Annotated in this window: 19 protein-coding genes and 1 tRNA gene; 9 read left to right on the top strand and 11 right to left on the bottom strand. The window is 59.2% G+C overall.

What is annotated here, in order from left to right; genetic code table 11:
• Positions 1–147: 147 nt before the first annotated feature.
• Entirely contained in the window at positions 148–3,243 is a 3,096-nt protein-coding gene (locus tag O4H31_RS12700) for a valine--tRNA ligase (RefSeq protein ID WP_269346295.1), read from the bottom strand.
• 91 nt (positions 3,244–3,334) lie between these two features.
• Positions 3,335–3,775, bottom strand: coding sequence for an Lrp/AsnC family transcriptional regulator (locus tag O4H31_RS12695; RefSeq protein WP_067629361.1), 441 nt, complete (start codon positions 3,773–3,775; stop codon positions 3,335–3,337).
• A 100-nt stretch (positions 3,776–3,875) separates the two neighbouring features.
• Here O4H31_RS12695 and O4H31_RS12690 point away from each other — a divergent pair, with 100 nt between their 5' ends.
• The 3 genes from O4H31_RS12690 to O4H31_RS12680 all read left to right on the top strand — a co-directional run bounded on the left by O4H31_RS12690 (position 3,876) and on the right by O4H31_RS12680 (position 8,473).
• Positions 3,876–5,036 carry a type III PLP-dependent enzyme gene (locus O4H31_RS12690; protein ID WP_269346291.1) on the top strand — a complete coding sequence of 387 codons (1,161 nt, stop codon included), beginning with the start codon at positions 3,876–3,878 and terminating at the stop codon, positions 5,034–5,036.
• Between the two features lie 70 nt (positions 5,037–5,106).
• Positions 5,107–7,404 carry a xanthine dehydrogenase family protein molybdopterin-binding subunit gene (locus O4H31_RS12685; RefSeq protein WP_269346289.1) on the top strand — a complete coding sequence of 766 codons (2,298 nt, stop codon included), beginning with the start codon at positions 5,107–5,109 and terminating at the stop codon, positions 7,402–7,404.
• Entirely contained in the window at positions 7,382–8,473 is a 1,092-nt protein-coding gene (locus tag O4H31_RS12680; protein WP_419723599.1) for a DUF2235 domain-containing protein, read from the top strand. The genes O4H31_RS12685 and O4H31_RS12680 overlap by 23 nt, the downstream gene beginning before the upstream one ends.
• Here O4H31_RS12680 and O4H31_RS12675 read toward each other — a convergent pair.
• The 4 genes from O4H31_RS12675 to putA all read right to left on the bottom strand — a co-directional run bounded on the left by O4H31_RS12675 (position 8,470) and on the right by putA (position 14,268).
• Complete coding sequence (locus O4H31_RS12675; protein ID WP_269346285.1) at positions 8,470–8,856, bottom strand: GFA family protein; 387 nt, start codon at positions 8,854–8,856, stop codon at positions 8,470–8,472. The genes O4H31_RS12680 and O4H31_RS12675 overlap by 4 nt on opposite strands.
• Positions 8,853–9,596 carry a rhomboid family intramembrane serine protease gene (locus tag O4H31_RS12670; protein ID WP_269346283.1) on the bottom strand — a complete coding sequence of 248 codons (744 nt, stop codon included), beginning with the start codon at positions 9,594–9,596 and terminating at the stop codon, positions 8,853–8,855. The genes O4H31_RS12675 and O4H31_RS12670 overlap by 4 nt, the downstream gene beginning before the upstream one ends.
• A gap of 82 nt (positions 9,597–9,678) precedes the next feature.
• Positions 9,679–10,830: an amidohydrolase gene (locus O4H31_RS12665; RefSeq protein WP_269346280.1), complete on the bottom strand. Its 1,152-nt coding sequence runs from the start codon at positions 10,828–10,830 to the stop codon at positions 9,679–9,681.
• Positions 10,831–10,851: 21 nt separating this feature from the next.
• Positions 10,852–14,268 carry a bifunctional proline dehydrogenase/L-glutamate gamma-semialdehyde dehydrogenase PutA gene (gene putA, locus O4H31_RS12660; protein WP_269346278.1) on the bottom strand — a complete coding sequence of 1,139 codons (3,417 nt, stop codon included), beginning with the start codon at positions 14,266–14,268 and terminating at the stop codon, positions 10,852–10,854.
• A gap of 107 nt (positions 14,269–14,375) precedes the next feature.
• Here putA and O4H31_RS12655 point away from each other — a divergent pair, with 107 nt between their 5' ends.
• The 3 genes from O4H31_RS12655 to O4H31_RS12645 all read left to right on the top strand — a co-directional run bounded on the left by O4H31_RS12655 (position 14,376) and on the right by O4H31_RS12645 (position 16,468).
• Complete coding sequence (locus O4H31_RS12655; protein WP_269346275.1) at positions 14,376–14,852, top strand: Lrp/AsnC family transcriptional regulator; 477 nt, start codon at positions 14,376–14,378, stop codon at positions 14,850–14,852.
• A 62-nt stretch (positions 14,853–14,914) separates the two neighbouring features.
• Positions 14,915–15,001, top strand: a tRNA-Leu gene (locus O4H31_RS12650).
• A 90-nt stretch (positions 15,002–15,091) separates the two neighbouring features.
• Positions 15,092–16,468: a tyrosine-type recombinase/integrase gene (locus O4H31_RS12645; RefSeq protein ID WP_269346273.1), complete on the top strand. Its 1,377-nt coding sequence runs from the start codon at positions 15,092–15,094 to the stop codon at positions 16,466–16,468.
• Between the two features lie 56 nt (positions 16,469–16,524).
• Here O4H31_RS12645 and O4H31_RS12640 read toward each other — a convergent pair whose 3' ends face one another.
• The 5 genes from O4H31_RS12640 to O4H31_RS12620 form a co-directional block, all read right to left on the bottom strand.
• Positions 16,525–17,100, bottom strand: coding sequence for a hypothetical protein (locus O4H31_RS12640; protein WP_269346271.1), 576 nt, complete (start codon positions 17,098–17,100; stop codon positions 16,525–16,527).
• Positions 17,101–17,296: 196 nt separating this feature from the next.
• Positions 17,297–18,307 carry a hypothetical protein gene (locus tag O4H31_RS12635; protein WP_269346269.1) on the bottom strand — a complete coding sequence of 337 codons (1,011 nt, stop codon included), beginning with the start codon at positions 18,305–18,307 and terminating at the stop codon, positions 17,297–17,299.
• Positions 18,308–18,342: 35 nt separating this feature from the next.
• The gene (locus tag O4H31_RS12630) at positions 18,343–18,657 is read right to left on the bottom strand and encodes a hypothetical protein (protein ID WP_269346267.1); all 315 of its coding nucleotides are present in this window, start codon (positions 18,655–18,657) and stop codon (positions 18,343–18,345) included.
• Between the two features lie 70 nt (positions 18,658–18,727).
• Positions 18,728–19,180 (bottom strand): BRO family protein, encoded by a 453-nt coding sequence (locus O4H31_RS12625; protein ID WP_269346265.1) that lies wholly within the window; start codon positions 19,178–19,180, stop codon positions 18,728–18,730.
• A 955-nt stretch (positions 19,181–20,135) separates the two neighbouring features.
• Positions 20,136–20,795 (bottom strand): recombinase family protein, encoded by a 660-nt coding sequence (locus O4H31_RS12620; RefSeq protein ID WP_269346262.1) that lies wholly within the window; start codon positions 20,793–20,795, stop codon positions 20,136–20,138.
• 459 nt (positions 20,796–21,254) lie between these two features.
• On the opposite strand from O4H31_RS12620, the gene O4H31_RS12615 reads away from it, so the two are divergent.
• The 3 genes from O4H31_RS12615 (at position 21,255) to O4H31_RS12605 (ending at position 24,981) form a co-directional block, all read left to right on the top strand.
• Positions 21,255–21,860 carry a hypothetical protein gene (locus tag O4H31_RS12615; RefSeq protein WP_269346260.1) on the top strand — a complete coding sequence of 202 codons (606 nt, stop codon included), beginning with the start codon at positions 21,255–21,257 and terminating at the stop codon, positions 21,858–21,860.
• Positions 21,861–22,911: 1,051 nt separating this feature from the next.
• A complete protein-coding gene (locus O4H31_RS12610; RefSeq protein WP_269346259.1) occupies positions 22,912–23,667 on the top strand; it encodes a hypothetical protein in 756 nt (251 codons plus the stop codon).
• Positions 23,668–23,874: 207 nt separating this feature from the next.
• Positions 23,875–24,981: an OmpA family protein gene (locus O4H31_RS12605; protein WP_269346257.1), complete on the top strand. Its 1,107-nt coding sequence runs from the start codon at positions 23,875–23,877 to the stop codon at positions 24,979–24,981.
• The last annotated feature ends 429 nt before the right edge of the window (positions 24,982–25,410 follow it).

Here is a 25,410-nt window from a genome sequence, read left to right as displayed (position 1 = left end):
CCCCCCCCCGGCCGGGCTTGATTAAGCCCGGTGCCCGCGCCCCCCCCCCCCCGCGCCCACCCCCCCCCCCCGCCCCCCCCGCGCCCGGCCCCCCCCCCCCCCCCCCCCGGGGGGGGGGGGCGCGGCCCGGCTCCGTCGCGTTTGTCGTCAGCCCAGTTCGGCCAAGCGATCCAAAGCCGCCTGCAACTGGTCGGCCTCTTCCTGACGCGCATCCAGATTGGCCTGCGCCTCAGCGACAACCTCCTCCGGTGCAGACGCCGCGAACTTAGGGTTGTTCAACCGCCCTTTAAGCCCGCCGATCTCCTTGCCCAGCTTATCGAGCGACTTTTGCAGACGCGCCTTTTCGGCATCGATGTCGATCAACCCGGCCAGCGGCAGGCCAAAGCTGGCCCCCGGTGCTGCGATGGACACGGTGCCTTTGGGGAAACTGTCGGTCTTTTCAAGGCTTTCGACCCGCGCGAGGCGTTTGATCATCACCTCGTTGCGGTCCCATGCGCCTTGGGCGGCCTCGTCCATCTCAGTCACCAGCATCGGCACCTTCAGCCCGGCGGGCACATGCATCTGCTGGCGCGCGGAGCGGATGCTCTCAATGAGGCCGATCACCCAGTTCAGTTCCCGGTCCGCCTCCGCATCCAGCAGATCGGCGGTAGTGTAGGTCGGCCAATCGGTCAAGGCGAGCAGTTGGTCGCGCTTGGTGGTGGTCTGCCAAAGCTCTTCGGTGATGAAGGGCATGATCGGGTGCAGCAGCACCAAGCATTGCTCTAGCACCCAAGCCATCGTCGCGCGGGTTTCCTCGGCCTCTGGTGCGTCGTCTTGCAACAGCGGTTTGGAGAGTTCCACATACCAGTCGCAGACCTTGCCCCAGACAAAGGCATAGAGCGCATTGGCCGCGTCGTTGAAGCGGAAGTTGCCAAGCGCCGCGTCGACCTCCTCGCGGATGCGCGCGGTCTCGCCCACGATCCATTTGTTCAGCGTGGCTTCGGGCTGCGGCATCGCGGCGGGCATGCTGGCAAAGACGTTGTTCATCTCGGCAAAGCGGTGCGCGTTCCACAGCTTGGTGCCGAAGTTGCGGTAACCCGCGATGCGTTGCGTGCTAAGTTTCAGGTCACGGCCCATTGCCGCCATAGAAGTCAACGTGAAGCGCACAGCGTCAGCGCCGTATTCGTCGATCAACTCCAGCGGGTCGAGCACATTGCCCAAGGACTTCGACATCTTCTTGCCCTTCTCGTCGCGCACCAGCGCGTGGACATAGACAGTGTCGAAGGGTTTCTGGTCGACCACGGCATATTGCATCATCATCATCCGGGCGACCCAGAAGAAGATGATGTCGAAACCGGTGACCAGCACGGAGGTTGGGAAGTATTTTTCAAGCTCGGCGGTTTGCTCGGGCCAGCCCAGCGTGCCGATGGGCCAGAGGCCGGAGGAGAACCATGTGTCGAGTACGTCGGGGTCGCGGCGCAGTACAATTTCAACGCCCTTTCCATCTTCGTCCTCGCCCCAAACTGCTGCGGAAAGCTTGCTACCTTGCGCTCCGCTGAAATCTATCGAGTTTGATTTAAGTGTCATCGCCTCATTGTCAGGCAACTCGCGTGCGGTAAACGTTAGCTCAGGGTTGGATTTCTCACGCTCTGCGATGGCCTGCGCCGCGGCCTCTTCAAAGGTCGCCCCGCAGTAGATTTTTCCGTCCTTGTCGTACCACACTGGGATCTGATGCCCCCACCACAGCTGACGCGAGATGCACCAGGGCTCGATGTTCTCCAGCCAGTGGAAGTAGACCTTGCGGTCCTGCTCGGGCAGGATCGTCACCTCGCCCGAGCGCACGGCGTCGATGGCGGGCTGCACGATCTTGTCGGTGGCGACGAACCATTGGTCGGTCAGCATCGGCTCGATCACCACTTTGGAGCGGTCGCCGAAGGGCTGCATGATTTTCTTGGCCTCGACCAGCGGCACGAGGTTGTCTTCCTCAGTGCGCATCTCGCCGCCTTCGCCGGGCTCGACGGGGGCCTTTTTGGCGGCACGGCCAAGGCGGGGGTCCGTGGCCTCGGTCATCACGGCAAGGCCCTCGGCAGTCACGTCCTCGACCACGCGCTTGCGGGCCTCGAAACGGTCGAGGCCGCGGTAGGCGTCGGGCACGAGGTTGATCTCAGTCGCGTTTTCGGGCGCGGTTTCGGAACCATCGGCGATGGCCTGAGCGCGGGCAGCGGCCTGATTGTAGGGCAGCCCATCGGCGCGCATCCGGCCTTGGGTGTCCATCAGCGCATAGAGCGGGATGCCGTTGCGCTTGGCCACACCGTAGTCGTTAAAATCATGCGCACCGGTGATCTTCACCGCGCCCGAACCGAAGTTCTTGTCCGGGTATTCGTCGGTGATGATCGGGATAAGACGGCGCTGCTCTTTCGGGCCGACCGGGATTTCGCAGAGTTTTCCGACGATTGACGCATAACGTTCATCCGATGGATGAACTGCAACAGCACCGTCGCCCAGCATGGTTTCGGGCCGTGTGGTGGCGATGGAGATATAGTCGCGGGTCTCTTCGAACAGCACGTTGCCGTCCTCGTCCCGCTCGACATAGGTATAGGTCCCACCGCCCGCCAGCGGGTACTTGAAGTGCCACATGTGCCCGTCGACTTCGGTGCTTTCCACCTCAAGGTCGGAGATCGCGGTCTCGAAATGCGGGTCCCAGTTGACCAGCCGCTTGCCGCGATAGATCAGCCCCTTGTTGTACATATCCACGAAGACCTTGATCACGGCATCGTGGAAATTGCCCTCTTCACCCTCGGGCGCACCGGGCGCGCCGGACATTGTGAAAGCGTTGCGCGACCAGTCGCAGGAGGCGCCCAGACGGCGCAGCTGGTCGATGATTGTGCCGCCGGATTTCTGCTTTTGCTCCCAGACCTTGGCAGTAAACGCCTCGCGGCCCAGCTCACGGCGGCCGGGCTGGCCGGTGGCGGCCAATTCGCGTTCCACCACCATCTGTGTGGCGATGCCCGCGTGGTCCTGACCAGGCTGCCAGAGGGTGTCAAAGCCCTGCATCCGGTGCCAGCGCACGAGGATGTCCTGAAGCGTGTTGTTGAAGGCATGGCCCATGTGCAGCGAGCCGGTGACATTCGGTGGCGGGATCATCACCGAGAAATGCTCGTCGCGCCGCGCGTTCGCGCCGGCCTTAAAGGCGCCCTTGGTCTCCCAATCGGCGTAGATGCGGCTTTCCGCCTCGGCGGCGTTGAAGGTCTTTTCGAGTGCCATGGTCAGTGATCCCTTTTGTTGCGCCCCGTTTAGCGGTCTGGCGCGGCGAGGGAAAGACCCCTGACAGGGCTTGGGCCATAGCAAGGGAGGGTTAGCCGCGTCTGTCGATCTTAGTGCTCAGGTGGATCAGGCTCTCGCTGCCCTTCACGCCGCGCGTCTCGCCGATACGGTCGAGGGTCTCATCCAGTTCCTGCGTGGTTTGTGCGGCGATCTGTACCAGCAGGTCAAAACGGCCCGAGGTGGTGTGCACGACCTGCACAGCGGGCAGGCTGCGCAGCCGGGCTAGCACGGCGGGGCCGGCGCGCAATTCGATATTAACCAGCGCTGTGGCATGCAGCGGGGCAAGGGCGGCTTCGCCCAAGCGCAGGGTGTAGCCGGTGATGGCACCGCTGCGCTCCAACCGTTCTAGGCGGGCCTGAACCGTTGTGCGGGCAAGCCCAAGACTGCGGGCCAGATCAGCGACCGGCAGGCGGGCGTTGGATTGAAGTGCCGCGATCAATGCGCGGTCTGTATCGTCAAGTTGCTGTGCCATGTCGTCATTTTGCCGGAGGTTTATGTCACTTTAGGCTTTTTGACACGATGAATCGACCAAAATTCGCGGTTCACTGGGGAAAAGCAAACAAGAGGCTATCATGCAGCATACCGCCCCCCTTTCAGCCACGCCTGCCGCCTATTTGGCGAAACACCACCCCGACGCGCCGGTGCTTTTCCTCGCCCCTTCGGTGCTGCAGGCCACAGCGCGGCGATTTCAGGCGGATTTCGACGGGTTGGTGACCTATGCGGTCAAGGCCAATGACCGGCCCGAGGTGCTCTCGAACCTTGTCGCGGCGGGGATCACCACCTTCGATGTGGCCTCTCCGGCAGAGATGGCGGCGGTCCGGGCGGTCTGCCCGCAGGCGGTGCTGCATTACAACAATCCTGTTCGCTCGGCGGCAGAGGTGCGGGCCGGGATCGCGGCGGGCGTCTATAGCTGGTCGATCGACGATATGTCGGAACTGGCCAAGCTGCACGACGTGCCGCGCGACAATGAAGTGGCGGTGCGTTTCGCGCTGCCGGTTAAGGGCGCGGCCTATGACTTCGGGTCCAAATTCGGCGCGGCCCCTGAGCAGGCGGCGGAGCTGTTGCGCGCGGTGGCTGAGTTGGGGTTCACCCCTTCGATGTGTTTCCACCCCGGCACGCAGTGCAATGATCCGCAGGCTTGGGTCCAATACGTCCACGCGGCGGCGGATATCCTGCGTGCGGCGGGTGTCTCGATCAAACGGATGAATATCGGCGGTGGTTTTGCCGTGGATCGTGGATTTGACGCGCCCGATCACCGGGCGGTTTTTGCCGCGGTGAAGGCAGCACTTGCCGAGAGTTTTGGGGCGGATGCGCCCTCGCTTCTTTGCGAGCCGGGGCGCGCGATGGTTGCCGATGCCGCCGTGCTGGCAACCCGGATCAAGGGGATGCGCAACGCCGGGCGGACGGTGTTCTTGAACGACGGTATCTATGGCGGTCTGCCCGATCTGCGGGACATGGGGCTGTCGGGTCTGGTAGATGTGGTCGGCCCTGAGGGGGCGCTGCGCCAAGGGGCGCCGACACCGCGCGTGGTCTTTGGCCCCACTTGCGATTCGTTGGATCGCTTGCCCGACGGCCTGCCATTGCCCGAAGACGCGCAGACGGGGGATTATCTGTTGTTCGGCGGGATGGGGGGCTATTCCATCGCCATGTCCACCGCCTTTAATGGCTATGGTCTGGCGGGGGTCGCACTTGTGTCCGACCTTGGGGCGCAGCCCAAGCGCAAGGCGGCCTGAGCCTCTGGACACTGGCGGTTCGCCCGCTACTGTTGAGCTCGAATAGGCAGAGCAGCAGGGGCAGCGTCAGATGGAAAAGTTCGGGAAAAGCCAGCCGGTCAAACGGGTGGAAGACCACCGTTTCCTGACCGGCGATGGCCGCTATGTCGATGACATCGCCCCCCAGGGGGCACTGCACGGTGTCTTCTTCCGCGCGCCGGTGGCGCATGGGGTGATCACTGAATTGGACGTGAGCGATGCCCGCGACGCGGAAGGCGTGCATCTGGTGCTGACCTGTGCCGATCTGGAAGCGGCGGGGATGAACATCGCCCTGCCGCATACGGTGGTCGACAACCGCGATGGCAGCAAGGGGGCGGCACCGCTGCGCCCGATGTTGGCGAAAGACCGGGTGCGCTATGTGGGAGAGCCGGTCGCCCTGATCGTGGCCGACACCTTGCAACAGGCGCGTGACGCGGCTGAACTGATCCTTTTCGACGCTGATGATCTGCCCGTCAAAATGGACCTGACGCCCGGCGGCGAGACCCTGCACGCCGAAGCGCCCGACAACCGCGCCTTCGACTGGGGCATGGGGGATGAGACTAAGGTCGAGGCGGCATTTGCCAAGGCTGCGCGGCGCGTGAGGCTAGAGGTGGGCGACAACCGCATCATCGTCAATTCGATGGAACCGCGCGGCTGCTATGCGGAATGGGCCGAGGACCGTTTGCATGTGGCGCTGAACGGGCAGGGCGTCTGGGCGCATAAGGGCTTTCTAACCGAGGCATTCGGTCTTTCCGAGGACGCCGTGCGCGTGACCAACCCCGATGTCGGGGGTGGTTTCGGCATGAAGGCGATGACCTACCCAGAGTACTTCTGCATCGCTCAAGCTGCGCGGGCGCTGGGCCGTCCGGTGCGCTGGATGTCGGAGAGAACGGAAGCGATGTTGGCCGACAACGGCGGGCGCGATTTGGTGTCATGGGCCGAGTTTGCCTTTGACGAAAACCACAAGATCACCGCCTACCGTGTCGACACGCGCTGCAACCTCGGGGCCTATAACAGCCAGTTCGGCCAGCCGATTCAGTCGACGCTTTTCTCTAAGGTTTTGATGGGCGTCTATGACGTGCAAGACACCTATCTGCATGTCGAGGGCTATTACACCAACACCGTGCAGGTCGATGCCTATCGCGGCGCCGGGCGGCCCGAGGCGATCTATGTGTTGGAGCGGTTGATGGACCGCGCCGCGCGGGAGTTGGGCGTCGATCCTTGGGAGCTGCGCCGCATCAATTTCATCAAACCGGATCAATTTCCCTATACCACCGCCACGGGAGAGCTCTACGACGTGGGCGATTTCGCGCGCCTGCTGACCCGTGTAGGCGAGGAGGGTGACCGCGCGGGGTTCGCTGCCCGCCAGGCGGCGGACGCCAAACGCGGCCTGCTGCGGGGGCAGGGCTTGTGTTACTATATCGAAAGCATTCTGGGCGATCCTTCCGAAGGGGCCAAGGTGGTCTTTGAGGAAGATGGCAGCGTGACGATCTATGTCGGCACCCAAAGCAACGGGCAGGGGCATGAGACCGTCTATGCGCAGTTCCTGTCGGATCAGACCGGCATCCCGGCGGAGCAAATCCGCGTTGTGCAGGGGGATAGCGACTTGATTAAAAAGGGCGGTGGCACGGGCGGCTCACGTTCGGTCACCACGCAGAACACGGCGACCTTGGCCACTGTGGCGAGGATTACCGAGGTGTTCACGGCGTTTCTGGCCGAAGAATTGGGCGTGGACGCGGGCGATATCACCTTCGACGATGAACGTTTTCGCGCCGAAGGGTCAAACGTCACGCCCACCATGCTGGAGGTGGCCGAGATGGCCCGTGCCAAGGGCCGAGACGATCTGCTGTCTCACCACGAACGCGCCAGCCTGCCGGGGCGCAGCTATCCCAACGGGGCGCATGTGGCCGAGGTGGTGATCGACCCTGAAACCGGGGTGGTGACGCTTGACCGCTACACGGTGGTCGACGATTTCGGCAACCTGATCAACCCGATGCTGGCCGAGGGGCAGGTGCATGGCGGGGTCGCCCAAGGCATCGGCCAAGCGGTGCAGGAACGGGTTGTCTATGACGAAGATGGGCAGCTTCTGACGGCCACTTTCATGGATTACGCCATGCCCCGCGCCGCCGATCTGCCGATGATCTCTTTCACCTCTGAGCCTGTGCCCTCGACCGCCAATGTCATGGGCATGAAGGGCTGTGGCGAGGCGGGCACCGTCGGCGCCTTGGCGGCGGTGTCGAACGCGGTGCAGGATGCGCTTTGGGAACGCGGTGTGCGGCAGGCGGATATGCCTTTCACCCCGCATAGGGTCTGGGAGATGCTGCAAGGTGCCGCAATCGCAGCCGAGTAAAACCCTGTTCCAACGGCTCTTTGGGCGGTTATGGAGACGGCCTGAAACTGATTTCGGCCCGCGCCGGGGGGCGGTGACCCATGTCATTATCCTTGATGGGACCATGTCCTCGCTCGACCTGGGGCGCGAGACTAACGCGGGCATTGCCTATGGCCTGTGCCGCGAGATGGGCAGCGCCCTGTCGATCTATTACGAACCCGGTCTGCAATGGCGTGATTGGCGCAGCGCGCGCGATGTGATCATGGGGCGCGGGATCAACCGACAGATCCGCCGCGCCTATGGCTATCTCGCCTCACGCTACCGACCCGGGGACCGGATTTTCCTGATGGGCTATTCGCGTGGCGGCTATGCCGTGCGCTCGCTCGCCGGGGTGATCGACCGGGTGGGCCTCCTGCGTGCCGAGGTGGCGACAGAGCGTAACATCCGCGATGTCTACCGCCATTACGAGGCGCAACATCTGAGCAAGGCGGGCGAATTGTTTGCGCGGGCCAACTGCCACCCCGAGGTGGAGATCGAGGCGATCGGCGTTTGGGATACGGTCAAATCGCTGGGCCTCAACGCGCCGCTTTTTTGGCGGTTCTCGCAGCCGCTGCATATGTTCCACAACCACGATCTAAGCCGCAATGTGAAGAACGGCTTTCAGGCGCTGGCGCTGAACGAAACCCGTGTCGCCTATGCCCCGGTGCTTTGGACCACGCCAGAGGGCTATGCTGGACGGCTCGAGCAGGTCTGGTTTCCCGGCACCCATGGCGATGTCGGTGGGCAGTTGGGCGGTGATGAGGCGGCGCGCCCCTTGGCCAATATCCCACTGGTCTGGCTGTTGTCGCGGATGGAAGACAGCGGTCTGCCGCTCCCCGAAGGCTGGACCACACGTTTTGATCAAGACCCCGCTGCGCCCTCCATCGGGCGCTGGCGCGGCTATGGCAAGATGCTGGTGACCCGCCGCCGCCGGGTGGTGGGCGCGGATCCGTCAGAGCGGCTGCACGAAAGCGTGGATCAGCGCCGCGCAGAGGCCGCGCCACAGCCGGGGCTTCTGGCGCGGATGCAGGGGGTGATTTCCAGCCTTTAGTCGCCCTTGCGGTCCGAAGGGTGGTTGATGCCGTCGCTATAGGGCAGCGGCTCCATCTCCCATGGCAACACCTCTTCGATCGCACCGAGGTTCACGCCGCATTCATCCGGGTTCGAGCGGCGGCGGTGGTGGGTATAGATGCCGCAGGTCTTGCAGAAGTAATGCTGCGCCGTATGGGTGCCCCATGTGTAAAGCGTAAGGTTTTCAGCCCCTTCCAGCACGGTCACCGTCTCGGCCAGTGCCGTCACCGTAGCGGCGGCACGGCGGCGACAGAAGGAACAGGTGCAGCGCGAGGCTGTGGCTAGACCGCGCGGGAACAGCGCTTCGATCACCACGGCCCCGCAGTGACAAGAGGCGCGGCGGGTTTCTGAGGTTTCGGTCATTTGCGTCTCACTTTCGGAATGCGGCTTTCGGCTAGATCATAGTCGGCGGCGGCATGGGGCGGATGGCCATGGGTCTGTCGCCAAAAGGCAAAACCGCCCCGGCGCAGCCAAAGCGGGAGGGTCAGAACCAGCCCTGCGATAAACCCGCCTGAATGGGCCCAATAGGCCACGCCGCCGGTGCCCGGTGTGGCGCCGATGCCGCCAATGAACTGCATGCCGAACCACAGGCCCAGCATGATCCACGCCGGGATCGCGAAGATGCGGAAAAACACGATAAAAATCACCAGAATATCCACTTTGGCACGGGGGAACAGCAGCAGATAGCCCCCCATGACGCCGGCAATCGCGCCCGAGGCCCCGACCATGGGCACCCACGAGAGCGGCTCCGTCACGACTTGGCCCAGACCCGCCGCGATGCCACAGGCGAGGTAGAAAAGCAGATAGCGCCCATGGCCCATCTCATCTTCGACATTGTCGCCAAAGATCCACAGAAACAGCATGTTACCGGCCAGGTGCATCCAGCCACCATGCAAGAATTGCGAGGTAATGAGGCCGAAATACCCCTCCCCATGGGTCAGCCGCGCGGGCAGCAAGGCATAGGTGTAATAGAACTCCCCTAAGGCACGCTCGTCCGCCATCAGCGACAGATAGGACAGGAACACCCCGATGTTCACCGCCATCAGCGCATAGGTGACATAGGGCGTGCGGCCCGAGGGGTTATGATCGCGGATCGGGAACATGCGGGCCAGCCTTTGCCAAGTCTTGCACCGCGTCAAGCGGCGGAGGGATTAGCGCAGTTAGCTGCGCCCGCCGGTGCATCTGTCAAGCGGTGCCGAGCAAATCCCGCGCGATCCGTTCGAAAATACCCGCGCCGATGGGGATTAGATCATCGGGAAAATCGTAATTGGGATTGTGCAGCGCGGCATAGTCCTCCCCCGGCCCGAGGCAGAGCATCGCCGCCTTGGCGTCGCGTCCGAACAGGCCGAAATCCTCAGAGGCGCGCATCGGCAAGTTTCTCTGCCCGTGCGACACGCCAAGTGCGTCCATCGCTGCGGCGGCAATGGCATAGGCTTCGGGGTCATTGATGGAGGCGGCGAAATGGTCGGATTCCGCGAATTCCGCTGTCAGCCCGTGGGTCTCGGCGGCGCGGGCAACCTCGGCGCGCAGGGCCTCTTCGATCTCAGCCAGTGCGTCGTCGCGGGTGCTGCGCAGCGTGGCGTAGAGCACCGCTTCGCCGGGGGCTACGCCAAAGGTCGGCTCGCCCATGCGTAGATGGGTGAGGGTGACGAGGCGGAAGTCATCGTCGAGCGGCCCGCCGGGGCCGAGCGCTTGCAGCGCCGGGATCAATTCGGCCAGCGCAGGCGCAGGCGATCTGCCATCTTCGGGGCTGGCGGCATGGGCGGTCTTGCCATGCAGGGTCACGGCGATGCCCTTGGAGGCGCAGTTGATCAGGGCGGGGGCCGTGTCGACATGGCCGAAGGGGCGGCCCGGTTCGACATGGATGGCAAAGGCATAATCGGCGGCAATCTCGGCATAGGCCGGGTCGTTCACCACGGCGCGCGCACCGCTGCCGTCTTCTTCGGCGGGTTGGAACATCAGCACGACGCGGCCCTTGGCGACCGGTTGACGCGCGATCAATCGCCCAAGCGCCAGCAGCATGGTCATATGGCCATCGTGCCCGCAGACATGGCTTTTGCCCGGCACTTTCGAGACCCAGGGAATGTCATGCTCTTCGGGGATCGGCAGGGCGTCCAACTCAGCGCGGAAGAGGACCGTAGGGCCGGGGGTGCCGCTCTCGAAAACAGCAGCGACGCCATGTCCGCCCAAACCCGTCAGGATGCGGTTCGGACCAAGTTTCTCCAGTTCCGCCGCGATGGTCCGGGCGGTCTCAATCTCTTCGCCCGAGACCTCGGGATATTGGTGGAGCGCCCTGCGAAACTGCGTCAGGTCTTCAATGTCGCTGTTCGTCAGCATGGCGCTCCTCCCATTTCTGTCTTAGGCCATCATACCCAAGAGCTGTGCATTGCCGCCCGAAGCAGTGGTGTCAACACAGACGTGACGCTCGGCCCTAACACGCGCGGTGTCGGGCAGGCCGCGCAGCAGCGGGATGATTGCGCCGTTGCGGGCCGCGAGCGCTTGATCGATCTGCCGTGCGGTGGTGTCATCACCCCACCAGAGAACGCCGCCATAGGCTGGGCCGGTGGTCAGCGCATCGGGGTCGATCCGGCCCGAGGCCGTGACCGCAACACCGCCGAGCGCCCGCACGGCCTTGGCCTGCGCGGCAGCCGTTTCTGCCCCCGGTCCCATGCACAAAAGCGCGGGACGCGGCAGGGTCGACAGACGGTTGCTTTCACCGGTCGGTCCAGGCATCGATTGGGTTTCCAGCACGGTTGGCTGATGCGCGGGCAGGGCGGGGAGCGCGGTGTCTGCATTGTCCCATGTGCCAGCAGCGTCCTGATGGTCAGGTGCCGAGAAACGCGGCAGGTAGTTCGGCCCGCCCGCCTTTGGTCCGGTGCCCGAAAGCCCTTCACCGCCGAAGGGTTGGCTGCCCACGATCGCGCCGATTTGGTTGCGGTTGACGTAGATGTTGCCCGCCTCGATCCGTTCCGAGACATGCTGCACCCGGTCGTCGATGCGGGTGTGCAGCCCGAAGGTGAGCCCATAGCCGGTGGCATTGATTGCGTCGATCACGGCGTCGAGTTCGTGGTTTTTGAAGGTCGCGACATGCAGCACGGGGCCGAAGATCTCGCGCTTCATGTCAGCAATGCTGTTCACCCGCAGGATCGCGGGACCGACGAAGGTGCCGCCCTCGGGTGCTTTAAGGTCCGCGATGACACGGCCTTCGGTGCGGGCGGCTTCGATATGCTCGACGATTCCTTTGCGCGCGGTGTCGTCGATCACCGGGCCAACATCGGTCGACAGATGCCACGGATCGCCCATGTTCAACGCCTGCATGGCGCCCGTGAGCATGCGGATTAAGTCTTCGGCGATGTCCTCTTGCACATATAGGCAGCGCACGGCGGAACAGCGTTGGCCTGCCGATTGGAAAGCGCTTTCGACGATGGCCTGCACGGCCTGCTCGGGCAGGGCAGTGCTGTCGACGATCATCGCGTTGAGGCCGCCGGTTTCGGCAATCAATGGGGTGCCGGGGGCGCAGTGTTCGGCCATATTGGCGCGGATGCGCAGGGCGGTGGCGGTGGAGCCGGTGAAGGCCACGCCGTTGATGCGGGCATCGCCGGTCAGCGCCGCACCGACCTTGCCGCCACCGGGTAGCAGTTGCAGGGCAGAGCGCGGCACACCGGCCTCATGCAGTACCTCGACGGCGAGTTTGGCAATCAACGGCGTTTGCTCGGCCGGTTTGGCAAGCACTGCATTGCCAGCGGCCAGCGCCGCCGTGACCTGCCCGCAGAAGATCGCCAGAGGGAAGTTCCATGGTGAGATGCAGGTGAAGATGCCCGCAGGCGGCGTGTTGGTCGCTTGGCCCGCGTAGTAGCGCAGGAAATCGACGGCTTCGCGTAGCTCGGCCACGCAGTCGGGCAAGCCCTTGCCAGCTTCGCGGGCGAGGATGGCGAAGATCTCGCCGTAGCGTTCCTCCAATATATCGGCTGCGCGGAGCAGGGTGGCGCGGCGGGTGTCCAGCGGCGCGTCCCAAGCGGCGGCATTGTCGAGCGCCGTGGCGACATCGGCCTCGGAGGCAGGCTGCACCGTGCCCGGCGATGTGCCGCCGGTCGGGTTGCTGACGGTCTCTTCGGCCTCGGGGTTGGCGTCGCCCGCAAGGATCGGCGCGGCGGTCCATGTGGCATCCGCAAAGGGCGCACGAGCCTTTTCGATTGCCGCAAGGGTCGGGCTATGTGCCAGATCAAAGCCCTTGGCGTTGGCGCGCTGAGGCAAGAACACCTCCGGCCCGCGCGGGATCGTCGGGGCGCTGTCTTGCAACTGGTCAAAGGGATCGGCGGCCACGACTTCTGGCGGCACGTTCTCATCGACGATCTGATTCACGAAGCTGGAGTTCGCGCCGTTCTCAAGCAAACGCCGCACCAGATAGGCCAGCAGATCGCGGTGCGCGCCAACGGGGGCGTAGATGCGGCAGCGGGTGCCGTGTTTCTCCATCACGATGTCATGCAGGGTCTCGCCCATGCCGTGAAGGCGTTGGAACTCATAGGCCTCGGGATCGTCGGCCATATGCAGCACGGCGGCGACGGTATGCGCATTGTGCGTGGCGAACTGCGGATAGATGCGATCGGTCATGTTCAGCAGTTTGCGGGCGTTGGCGATATAGCTCACATCGGTCGCGGCCTTGCGGGTGAAGACCGGGAAGCCATCAATGCCCTCGACTTGTGCGCGCTTGATCTCGGTGTCCCAATAGGCACCTTTCACCAGACGCACCATGATGCGGCGGTCGTGGCGCGTCGCCATGTCATAAAGCGTGTCGATCACCGTGCCCGCGCGGGGGCCATAGGCCTGCACCACGACGCCGAAACCGTCCCATCCGGCCAAGGCTGGCTCGCCCATCACCGTGTCAATGACCTCGAGCGAGAGCGCTAGGCGGTCGGCCTCTTCAGCGTCGATATTGAGCCCCATGCCCGCCGATTTCGCCAGCAGGGCCAGCGCCCGCAGACGCGGCACCAGATCGCGCATTACAGCCTCTTCCTGCGCCAACTCATAGCGCGGGTGCAGGGCCGAAAGTTTCACCGAGATGCCGGGGTTTTTGCGGATGTCGTCGTGGGTGCAGGCATCGGCAATGGCCGAGATCGCACGGGAATAGCTGAGATGGTAGCGCTTGGCGTCCGCCTCGGTCCGCGCGGCTTCGCCGAGCATGTCATAGCTATAGGTAAAGCCCTTTTTCTCCATTCCCTTGGCGCGTTTCATCGCCGCCTGAATGTCTTCGCCCAGAACGAACTGACGGCCCATCTCGCGCATGGCGCGGCTGACGGCGGTGCGGATCACCGGCTCGCCGAGGCGTTTGATCGCGGCGCGCAGGTGGCGCACCGGGCCGGGCTGGTCATCATCAAGCACGCGGCCCGTCAGCATCAGCGCCCATGTGGAGGCATTTACCAAGCTGGAGGTCGAGTGCCCCATGTGGCGGCCCCAGTCCGAAGGGGCGATCTTGTCTTCGATCAGCGCGTCGATGGTCTCGGCATCCGGGACCCGCAGCAGCGCCTCGGCGAGACACATCAGCGCCACACCTTCGTCGGTGCTGAGACCGTATTCAGCGAGGAAGACTTCCATCATGCCGGGAGCCGAGGTGCCGCGAATGTCACGGACAAGGCCCGCCGCATCGGCAGTGATCTGGACGCGATCTTCGGCAGAGAGATTGGCCTGCGCCTCGAGCTCGGTCAGCAGCGCATCCGGGGCGGCATAGGTGCGCGCGTCGATGGTTTGGCGAAGGGCGGGGGCGTGATCGAGGGGCATGGCAAGCTCCAGTTGATGTTTGACCCAGAATACCCGATGCTCGGCAGGATATTCGACTGAAGATAGCTCATACCTCGGTCGATCAGACTGAACTATGGGGCAATTACATGGCGAATGAACTTTTCGATCTGGACCGGTTCGACAGTGCGATTCTATCAGTGTTGGCCGAGGATGGCCGCATTAGCATCACTGACCTTGCCCGCCGCATCGGCCTTTCGAAATCACCCACCCAAGCGCGCCTGCGCCGGTTAGAGGAAAGCGGCGTGATCCTCGGCTACCGCGCGCTTTTGGACCCGATCCGGTTGGGGCTCGACCATGTGGCCTTTGTCGAGGTCCGGTTGAACGACACGCGCGAGGCGGCGCTGCGGGCCTTCAACGTCGCCGTCGCCAAGGTGCCAGAGATCGAACAGGCGCATATGATCGCCAGCCATTTCGACTACCTGATCAAGGTTCGCACGCGGAACATGTCGGAATATCGGCACTTTCTGGGGGAGGTCATCTCAACCCTGCCGCATGTGGCCAGCACCTCGACCTATGTGGCGATGGAGGCGGTGAAAGAAACCATGCTGGCCGATACGGCCTAAACCGTGGGCAGGGGCATTCCCCCATTTACACCGCCCACGCGATGCTTATTGTGCGCCCCGATGCGGGCGTGATGGAATGGTAGACATACCAGACTTAAAATCTGTTGGGGCGTAGCCCCGTGTGGGTTCGAGTCCCACCGCCCGCACCAGACTTGGCCTTGATGGCCCTGTAAATCAAGCATAACAGGCACTTAGTGGCTTCTCTGGGACACAAACCGAGACGCTAAGGAGACACTGGCATGGTGGTTAAGATGAACCTGAAACACGTTGATGAACTATCAGGGGGCCGCAAGCGGTTCCGTAGGCGCTACCCCAAATCGCTTGTTCCGGTACTCGGTGAGGCAGTTTTTCAGGTTGCCATGAAGGCGCGTGAGGGTGGTGCGCTGGTGTCTGAGTGGGAAAGTCTCATGAAAACCTATGACCGCAACGTAGCGAAAGCTGAGCGTGTCGCTGGGGTTGCTGGTGCAGATGATCGGCTGTCACCTCTGGAACTGTGGAGGGAGGCGCGACGGGATGCCGCAGCGATGCTGGCCGCATTCAAGGACGATCTGACAGAGGATGAACGGCGTGAGTTGCTTGGCGATGAACTTGAGCGCCGTGAGGCAGACCCTGTTCTCTATCGGGCTGTTGTTGAGCCTGATGCCCCAGAACCTAAACCCACGCTGTTGGACGCCAAGAACATGTACCTGCAAGAGCGGCTGGAAGGCGGGACAGGACGCAACAACAAGAACAGGTTGGATAGGGTCTGCAAGCGCGTAGAGGTGACGCTGGGACCGTTGAGCAAGCTGTCTCTGGTCGATCTGACGCGGGACCAAGCGCGGATGTTGCGGGATGCGATGCTATCGACACGCAAGGCGGATGGTACAAGGCTGGCACCTGCGTCTGTGCGACGTGAGTTGGACATGATTAAGGCGATGGTTTCGCTAGGCATAAAGGAGTTTGGCCTTCAACGGGAAGCTGACAATCCATTCATCGACCTGCCCATATCATCCAAGAACGTTGCACCTGATGTTGAAAGCAGCAAGCGCGACCCGTTGCCTAAAGATGTGCTGTTGGCGATGCGCGGGCGGATGCGAGATAAGACCCAGGTGCCTGCTCTGGGCTTGATCTGGCGTCTGCTGGAAGGCACCGGATGCCGTGGGGCTGAGGTTGTCGGCTTACGATGCGAAGACGTGGTGTCGGATGGTATGTATCCTCATATCAACGTGGCATGGCATGAAGACCGGAGGGTCAAAACCAAGGCGTCAATCCGTTCGGTTCCCCTTGTGGGTGACGCTCTGGTGGCCGCTAGGGAGGCGTTAACACTGTCCGAGGGTGAACCCATGCTGTTCCCAAGGTATGCCCGTGAGGCTGGCCCTGACGGCGTGTCTCAGGCTCTGATGAAACACCTCCGAACCGTGACTAAAAACCCGCGTCATGTGGTGTACTCCCTGCGCCACAACATGAAGGATTGGCTGGTGTTGGCTGGCACCTCCGAGCGAGTAGAGAACAGAATTATGGGTCATACGGTCGGTGGTCTTGGTGATCGGGTCTATGGTGGCAACGATGCCAAGTTGAAGGTGGCGTATGAGGCGATGAAAGAAGCTGTCAAATGGATACCGAAATCAGATTTCTAAGTACGATTTGTGAGCTTTGCGCTGGTGATCAGTGGCTATCCGATTTTGGCAGGACTTCATTCGTTATCAGCGGATACCGGCACGTTATTCGCTAATTCATGGAGCCTTAAAAGCGTCTTGTCAAAGTACTGTATCCGCCAATATGGAGAGGCAAAACCAGAGGAGGTGTGTAGTAGATCTGTGGAGACGCCCGGTTGGTCTATTCTGCACAGTACTGTATCTGCGAAGCTATCCATTTCATGAGCGACGATAAAAAGACCTTCTCCTGTTTGGACAAAGGTCCCCGCCTTATTGGTGGCATCGTGCTTTCTAAGGTATTCGCCCGAAGGAGACAGCGTCCAACAAGTTCCAAACGACAAAACTACAGCACTGTCTTCCTGTTGTATCAATTTATACATCAGTTCGCTGTCCGGAGAGCGCAGTATTAAGAGGTGAGGCTTTGTATCTTCATCACGTATACAGAGGCCCGAATGAGTTTCCCCACGACCTCTAACGGTGATGAACTCCCCATGTTCGCATTCAGAAAATACAGTTATCTTAGTTGCTGGAGCCAATCTCAATGCCACGTCCTCTAAATGTTTTGCTTTAATGAAGCTACGATGACACAGTGCTATAGCAAAGGATAGTGTCACTCTTTCTGTTTACGCATACTGGATATCACAGCGTGGGTAAGCAAGAAATCAAACGCTTCCAAAGATGTAGTCTGAGTGATACCGACTTCTTGCAGGAAGCAGCCGTATTGAGCTCAGTTGCAACCTTTCAATCACCTGCGCTATCTACAGTACATGCTTAGAGGGGAGGACCGTTAAGCCCTCCCCACGGTTCCCCTTACAGGAACTTAATCAAGCCTTGCCGCACGGCAACATTCCACGGCACCGGATAGCCGTCGATCTTGACCAAGATACGGCCATTGGCCCCTGCCTCATAGTCAAACCCGGCTTCGTCCAAGGCGTCTTTCACTTCCTGAGCCATGTAGAGGTCACCATTCTCAACAAACGCTGTGGCCACGTCAGTCAGCCCATTTGTGACGTTGGCGTCTGAGGACGACATAAGACCCCGACTTGCCTCAAGCAGCTTTTGCATCTGCTGAGGGTTGTCGCTCAGGTACGTCTGAAAGCCGTCTTCATTTACCACTCCATGAGCGGCAAGGTGTGCGGTCGCTGTTTCGTAAAAGCCGCCGTGTGCAGCTTCGATCTGCGCGGCCATAACATCAGGTTCAACCCCTGCATGACCAGCCATACGAGCCAACGTATTCTCTGATACCCCGCCAAGGCGTAGTATTTCATCTGTGGCTTTGATCATGTCGCCTTGTGATACGGTTTCGACCAAAGCAGTCATGGCTTCCTCGCCTGCATCGCCAATAGTGAAGGCTGGCGCTGCATCCTCAGGGGCGTCCTCTAGTGCATCCTCAGGGTCACCTTGAGCTTGCCCGAAAGGGACAGCCTGAGCGGGGTTCTTGAGGGTCTCTGGGGTCTGTACGTCAGCGTAGGAGCCATCTGTATTGCGGGTCAGCATTCCGATGTTTACGGCGGCGGCGATGCTGGTGGTCATACCGTTGGGAAGGGTGATGCGGTCTGTCGGGGTGACTGCGCGGTTGTGGATGAGGCCACCGCCTTCTGTCCTTGCCGTCCCGATGATGGACCCTTGGTAGCCCTGATCGGCACCGTGGGTGTACTCTTGGTTCTTGTGGTGAATGACATGGCTGTTGCCGTTGCCGTCTGTGCGGATTTCGTGACCGCCTGAGCCTACTGCGGTACTGACGTGGCCACGGCGGGCTTCTGGTGCAAGGTTGGTGTCGCCATCTGGGACTTCACCGCGTGCTGTAATCCAATCGGACATGATGTTGGTTCTTTCTGGTTGGTGTTGAGGAGGTTTTAGGCCGCTGTCTTGGCGACAAGGGCAGGCAGGGCTTCCATGACGATGATGCTGATAAGGTCGCCGCGTGACGGGGCTTTGCCAGTCTGGGCCACATAGCGTTCATGCAAGAGGGACAGGGCTACATCGACTTCATTGCGGACGCGGATGGTTGTCCAATTGAGGCGCTGATAGCTGGGCGGATGGCCCATGTTGCGGTTCAGGAGGTCTTGTTCAGCGGCCATCACGGCCACGGGGACGAATTGCTCGAACATGATGCGGCGCAGGCTTCGAGTGATGCGCTTGCGTTCGTCAGCGGAGATACGTTTGGTCATTGGGATATTTCCTTGGGAATGTGGGGAGGTGCCCCCCTGAGGTGTTTTCAGGGAGGTGACTTGGAGATTTTCAAGACGCGGCTATGGCGGCTTGGATGGTTGCAGCTTCAACGCGCATTTGATGCAACGTCCGGTCTCTAGCGAGAATATCAGCTTGCAAGGCGGCAAGGGTTGTCCGCAGGTCTGCCTTTTCCGTAGATGCAATATTGCTCTTTTGACTTGGGTGGTCGCTGGGTCGTGAAATAAACCAATCGAAGAATTCGCTGGCTTCCGGTTTTGCCATCGACAAGACCATCTGCATCACGCCTTCCTCTGAGGCAAAGACCATGTATCGGGAGTTGTTTGCGGACGAGAGGCGCTTGATCAAGCTCGCCTTCACTCGGTTGTAGTAGAGAGAGTGATTTTGGTCGTGGCGATATTCACATGCGATCAGAATGTCTTTCAGGCTGAACAACTCAACGCCATCATGTGAGACGCGGCGCAGCTTTTGATTGCGGTACGAGAGGTTTGGTAGGTTGGTCATCTTGGTGTCCTTTGGTTTCTGTAGGAACGCGCTGAGAGGCCCCTTAGGGAGCCTTCTGTTGCGCTGGGCGGGATGTGTGGAGGGGATAGGCTGAGATGGCCCTGAGAGGGTCACCTGAGGCTGTCCCTGTGCGGTGTTTCCTTGGTCGCGGGTCTTTGACGGCGGAGACGGCGTAGAGGGTGTGTGACAGTTGTTGAAAAGGGGTTCCCAATGCTGGGGAGCATCAGGGTTGTGTGACAGTTGACGAAAAGGGGATGCCCGATGGTGGGCGCTATGGTGACTTCTTCGTCGGGGGAGACCCAAAGAGGAGAAGACCAGTAGAGGTCAGCCGTGGGGTTTGGTTTGAGGGTTCACCTCTGGCGCTGGGTCACCTCTAGCTTGGCATGCGCTAAGGAGGAGTAGCACCTGAACGGGCAACCACGGGGTCACCTCTAGGAGGGTTAGCTTCAGGTGAGGAGGAGGAGGAGTAGCAGCTTCACGAACACCCTGAGCCATCGCTATGAACAACTCTATATAACCTCTAAGGTATCAGCGTTAGGGGCAGGGATGCGGGTTATTCGACGGGCCTATATTTTATTGGGGTTTCGTGGGGGGGCCGGATTGGGGGCCTTGGAGGGGATGCTTGGGTGGTCATCTGGTGTGTAATGCTGTGCGAAAGGGACGGATTGCCCTATCGCATGGGTCCGCCCGGAAACTCCCAGACTGTCGGAATGTACAGCCTGAGGGGAAACCGGAAAGGAACCGAACTCAACGTCTGGTGCCGCCCCAGCAAGATCACTGACAGTTTCCCATCCCCCGTTACTAGGGCTGGGGCGTTGTCGCGCAGGCTGGGGCATTGGCGGGTGCCTTGGGGGAAGTGCCCTGCCGTTTGCAAGATCACTGACAGGGCGTCTGTCGTGCAAACATGGCGTGGCGCTTTCCTATGGCAGTGTTGCGGGTTATTCGTTACACGCGGCTAGGACGCCAGCCGTTTCAAGACCCGCTGCACCTGCGAGGGTTGCCATTTTCCGCCTCTGGCAGTTTCCACGCCAGACTTATTGAGGGCATCGGCAATGTCCCTGAGCGTCGCCCCTGATGCCCGCAATGGTAGGACCGTCTGGGCAACCTTATCGGCCCGCGCTTTGGCGTTTGCTTGCACGGCGATGTTTCGCTGCATCGTCGCGTCCCGCAAGCCACCCAGCTTGGCACCCTTGTTTTTTGCCTCTGCCAACGCGGCTTTAGTTCTTGCAGATATAAAGTCTCGTTCTTGTTCGGCAAGCGCAGCATAAATGTGAAGCTGAAAGTTGTCTGCATTTGGCATCGAAGCCACGCGCAATTTCGTCCGTTTATCTTTCAGCAGGGTAGCGATGAAAGCAACATCACGGCTCAGGCGGTCCAACTTTGAGACCAGCAGTTCAGCGCCGTTCGCCCTCACTATCTCCAGTGCCTTGGCAAGTTCGGGTCTGTCGGCGTTCTTACCGCTCAAGTGGTCTTCAAACTCCCCGAGAATCTCGAAGGGTTCCGCTGAGTAGTTTTCCAAGTACAGCCTTATGTCGCGGTTCTGCGCATCAAGGCCATGTCCTGACCTCCCCTGCTCTGCGGTGCTGACACGGCGGTATATGACGTACTGTGGCATCTGTATGCCCCTCAAGAGTGTTCCTGAGGAGCATAGAATAGACATGTTTCAAATGTCAACGTTGGTTGTGGCCGTAATGAAGCGCTCAGCTTACGAAAGTCCGAGAGCGTCAGGCGAACATAAGGAATGTCCACGATAACCTCCCCCAGCGTCTCAGGCGTGATGCGCCAGCGGTAGTCAGGTGCTGTCTCAAAGAGGATAGCGAAACGGCCAAGGCGGATGTGGAAAAGATACATCGTGATGGTGTCCTGTCTGTGGATTGAAAGACCTTCATGGCCTTCATGCACACTACATCGTCGCGTCATGAATTGACGTCAAACAATTGATTTTGTTTCATTTATGGGATTTTTTCGCAGGTGGATATATTCGGGTTTTTTCGTGGGGGCCGTACGGGGGGCGCGCGGGAGCCTCTATATATATCTCTGCGTGACGCATTTTTGCGATGAAATATAATAGGCGATGACCGCAACCACCTTTACGCACTGGCTACTCCCCCATACGTTCTCATCAGAAGCATATTTAATTACTGCCAACTGCGACTTTTTGTGGTTGTCTAAAAAGGTAAAAGAAATGATTGGAATTGAACAACTTGGGGAAATGCTTGGACTGGCTTCATCTGCCGTTGGCCTAACCGGAAAAGCCACCGAAACTGCGGAGAAAATACAGTCGCTGTTGGCTAAGAAAGACGCGGTGGACAGTTCTGAACTGATGGGCCTGCTCAATACTCTGGCAACTCAGCTGACCTCGGTCAATATGACAAACGTGCAGCTAAGTGAGGCCGTAAAAGGGTTGAGCAGAGAGCTACAGCGTCAAGACGAGTTCGAGAAGCAAAAGGCTAACTATGTTCTCTTTGAGACCCCCGAAAAAGACATCGTTTATCGACTTAAAGATGAGGAGGTAGATCAACAGCCCGCTCACTTTATCTGCCCAGTTTGTTTAGGAAGAGACAAACTTATTAGCTACATTGTAGGCGAGAACGATTTCAAGCGATGCCAAACTGATAAGAACCACACCTTTCGCTTCCGAAACACTCCTGTGAGGCGAAACCTTCAAGGGCTGTTTTGAGCTTGTGCTAACGTCGCTCTCGTGGGGAATCTTAAGGATACAACCTTAAGACACCGCAAAAACGCCTTATTTTTTTGTTCTTGAATTACAGTAGGTTGGTAGGTTCGATGTTCACCATGTGAAGCTCACCGCCCGCACCACTATTTTTGATATGTATAAGTAAATTCAATCGCTTAGACTTATCGGCTCTCTATTGGTCCCCCTTTCTGTCGTTGTTCTTTAACATTTTTGCTCGGCTAAGGCGGATTGCGAGGCTTGAGAAGTTGATGGTGCGAAAGTAAATATTTCGGCGTTCACTACTTCGCACCAAGCCGAGGTAGCTTGTTAGTTAATAATCATGCTCTGTTGAGTGTTGCCTACTACTGGACGACGTAGTTGGGGGTCGTTCGGGTTAAGGCATCGGAAAGTAAAATCATGATGACCTATTGAATCGCCCGCCCAATCTTCTCTGACAGATGATTGGCTTTGCAGTGCTACCATCTGCTGACCTCTGCTGTTGCAAAATGCGCTCGCCTCAGAAACCGCTGCCCGTTTCGCGGCTACGACGCCTCCCAGTTCATCACTAGTAGCGATGCTGAATGTGTCCGGTCCCATCGGTAAAACACCAGTCGATTGGGCGCATGCGCTGAGAAGCGATGCGAAACATATGACGCCTGCTAACTTTTCTAACATTACGTTACCTCGCTAATTTTGTTTGAAGGTAGCACTGCTTTCCTGTCTGTCCAGAGTTTTGAAATCATTGAGGGCGTGGGCAGTTTGGGATGCTCCTGAGCAGATACGCTAGGTCAACGAATCTGCAGGGCATATTCCGACATGGCTAATTACGCGCGCTGTAAATGAAGAAGGTTTCTGCAATGCCAGCACTTAGCTTCAATGTTAGTTACACCGGGCGCAAATAGGAGGGGTTCGGAGTGCTCTGACATGTCGGTCTGTAGGCCGAAGGCACCTCCATCTAGCTTGGCAACCCTTTATAAGGCATCCCACTCCAAAATAAGTGTTGAAGTTAAGTTTTCTGGTTGTCAGTGTTCTCGCCAGTTTTAAAGGGATTAATATGCTTCAGGATATCAAGCTTCACGCTTTCATGAAAAGTTTTTTGGGTTATGGAGATTTCGATGCTGAAACTTGGTTCGTCGGCATGGAAGAAGGCGGCGGCAATAATCTGGAGGATATCCAGACACGCATAAACACGTGGGCAGAGCGTGGCGAACGTATCCTCGAGGACTGTGCAGAGTATCATCACGCGATTGGAGCGCGCCAGTTATTCACACCACCAGTGCGTAAGGCACAATCCACATGGGATTGGTTAATGCGGGCGCAGCTTAAGTCGGAAGGCGAGGCCGATGACTGCAGAGCATCTAAGAAAATGCAGGGTGAGCGATGGTTGCGCAGTGGGTCTAGAACCTGTGGGATTGAGTTGCTGCCACTTCCTTCCCCCAGTACGGGCGTTTGGCTTTACAGTCAATTTTCAGATGACCCAGTGTTGGGTAGCCGGGCTAGGTATAGAGCAGCTATGCTACCGTCGCGCATCGCTGCTATCCAAGGCGCTATCGAAGAGCACAAGCCGCGTAACGTGGTTTTTTATGGCACAACCTATGAAGACTATTGGAGACAGCTTGCAGGCGCGGATTTTCTAGATGTAGATGGTCTGCGCGTTGCTCAATCAAGCGAAACCTGCTTTCTAAGTACTCCGCATCCGACAAGACCGGTAAAAGTGTCTAAGATTTCTTACTGGAAGAAAGTAGGCGAGCGTTTGGCAGCGCAACATAGGCCCAATGAGAATGTCTGCTTGCGCCAAAGTGATACTTAGGCTCTTTTTTGCAGGAGCGTAGCTAGATGGCGAATATCTCTCGCCGCATTGGTTCGCGTACCATGCCAATAATTCGAATGCTCAGAACCCGACGGCGCGCCTTCGCCAGCACCGGGCAGTTTGCATACTGACCATTCTTGCTTGGCAGGGCCCGTGCAACGTCGAGCAAGTCGCGGTTTTGAACTTACAGGAGGTAGTTAGGGTCAGATGTACGCGTTTATGAAGAGTATACTATCGTCGCTTCTGGCGGTAGTGGTCGCGACCTTTGCACAAGCAGGACCATTCGACGAGTTTAGCAAATCCTTAGTCGGCTTCCAATGCGAGCTTGAGGGAAAAAGGGAACTCGTCCTGTTTGGTGAGATTGACGGACAGCTTAGCTTACTATCGCCCAGCTCCATAGACCCTCGCGAAAATAGCGTTCCTGTCGATAAAACAGATGTTGGATACCGCTTTCCAGTTGAACACGGCATTCTCGCGTTCCTCAGCAACATTAATGAAAAGGGTTGGATGCTATTTTACTCCACGGAAAATGGGCCATGGAGTACTAAATGCACTGAGGTCCGAGACCTTCCGCTCGACGTTGCGAATGCGCTACTGGCTTCACTCGATTTATTTTCCAGAACGGCGTTGGACAATCTCTCAAGAGAGTTGGCCGAAGCGCTTAGGCAGAACGAACTACTTACTCAGCAGGTTATTCTACTGCGGAAACAGCTTAACGATTTGCAGTCCTTATTGGATGATTCAGTGGCAAGGGGTGCGGCTGGGGCGGTGGAAGTGCAATCACTAAGGTCAGAATTGAACTTTGCACTCGCACGTATCGCGGTTCATCAGAGGCAGCTCCAATTCGAAGAGATGACGAAGTATCAAACCCTATTTCAGCGCCGCGTCCGAGAAGAGTTAGGCGATAAAAAATGGGTTAAAATTTCAGGTAGCCGCCTAATAATTCCGACACAACTAATATTTCCTCCCGGTGGCATGGTGCTGTCAGATGATGGTAAAGACGAGCTTAACAAAGTTGCCGGGGTCCTGCGCAGTGTGTTGGAGGAAGTTCCTGAAACTCGCGATTATTTCATTCGGGTAGACGGACACACTGACGACGTACCTTTGTCAGGCTTTGGTGAGGCTGCGGACAACTGGGAACTGAGCCAAGCCAGAGCTTTGGCAGTGGTCAAGTTTCTGGTTGAGGCGCATGGTATCGCCCCTCATCGATTGTCTGCTAACGGGTTTGGGCAATTTAAACCGTTAGCTCGGGGCAATAGCGAAGAAGCTCGCAGTCAAAATCGCCGAATTGAGTTGACTTGGTCTGACCGCTAAGAGTCCAAGCTGCTCTATCCTAATAATGTGATTTTGCCCGTAAGCTAATCTATTCGTCAGGTGAATGTAGCGCTCCCATCACTCTGTGCGACTGGCAATGAAAGGACGTAAGTTCATCAAATACATCTAAGCTTAGTCGGGCTATCATCCGCCAGGGCTGAGCAGCGAGATTAGCTTTCGCAAATTATGCATTTCCGTTGTTTGCAGCCCATGGCGATAATTCGGGTGAGCTTTGCCAGACGGCGCACCTCCTTCAGCGCCATGTAGGCGGCATACGGACCATCCTTGCTTAGATGGGCAACGGCAGCGCTTGCCGGTGCTTTTTGCCTTTGCGGTACACCTAGGCGCGTTTCTGAGCCGTTGGGTGGGGTCTATGGGGTGACCTGCTCCCCGCGACATCCCTCACTTCAACGTAGAGTTTGCGCACCC

The organism is Sulfitobacter dubius, from assembly GCF_027214245.1.
In the GTDB taxonomy this organism is placed as follows: domain Bacteria; phylum Pseudomonadota; class Alphaproteobacteria; order Rhodobacterales; family Rhodobacteraceae; genus Sulfitobacter; species Sulfitobacter dubius_A.
This window is presented reverse-complemented; position numbering and strand designations above follow the sequence as displayed.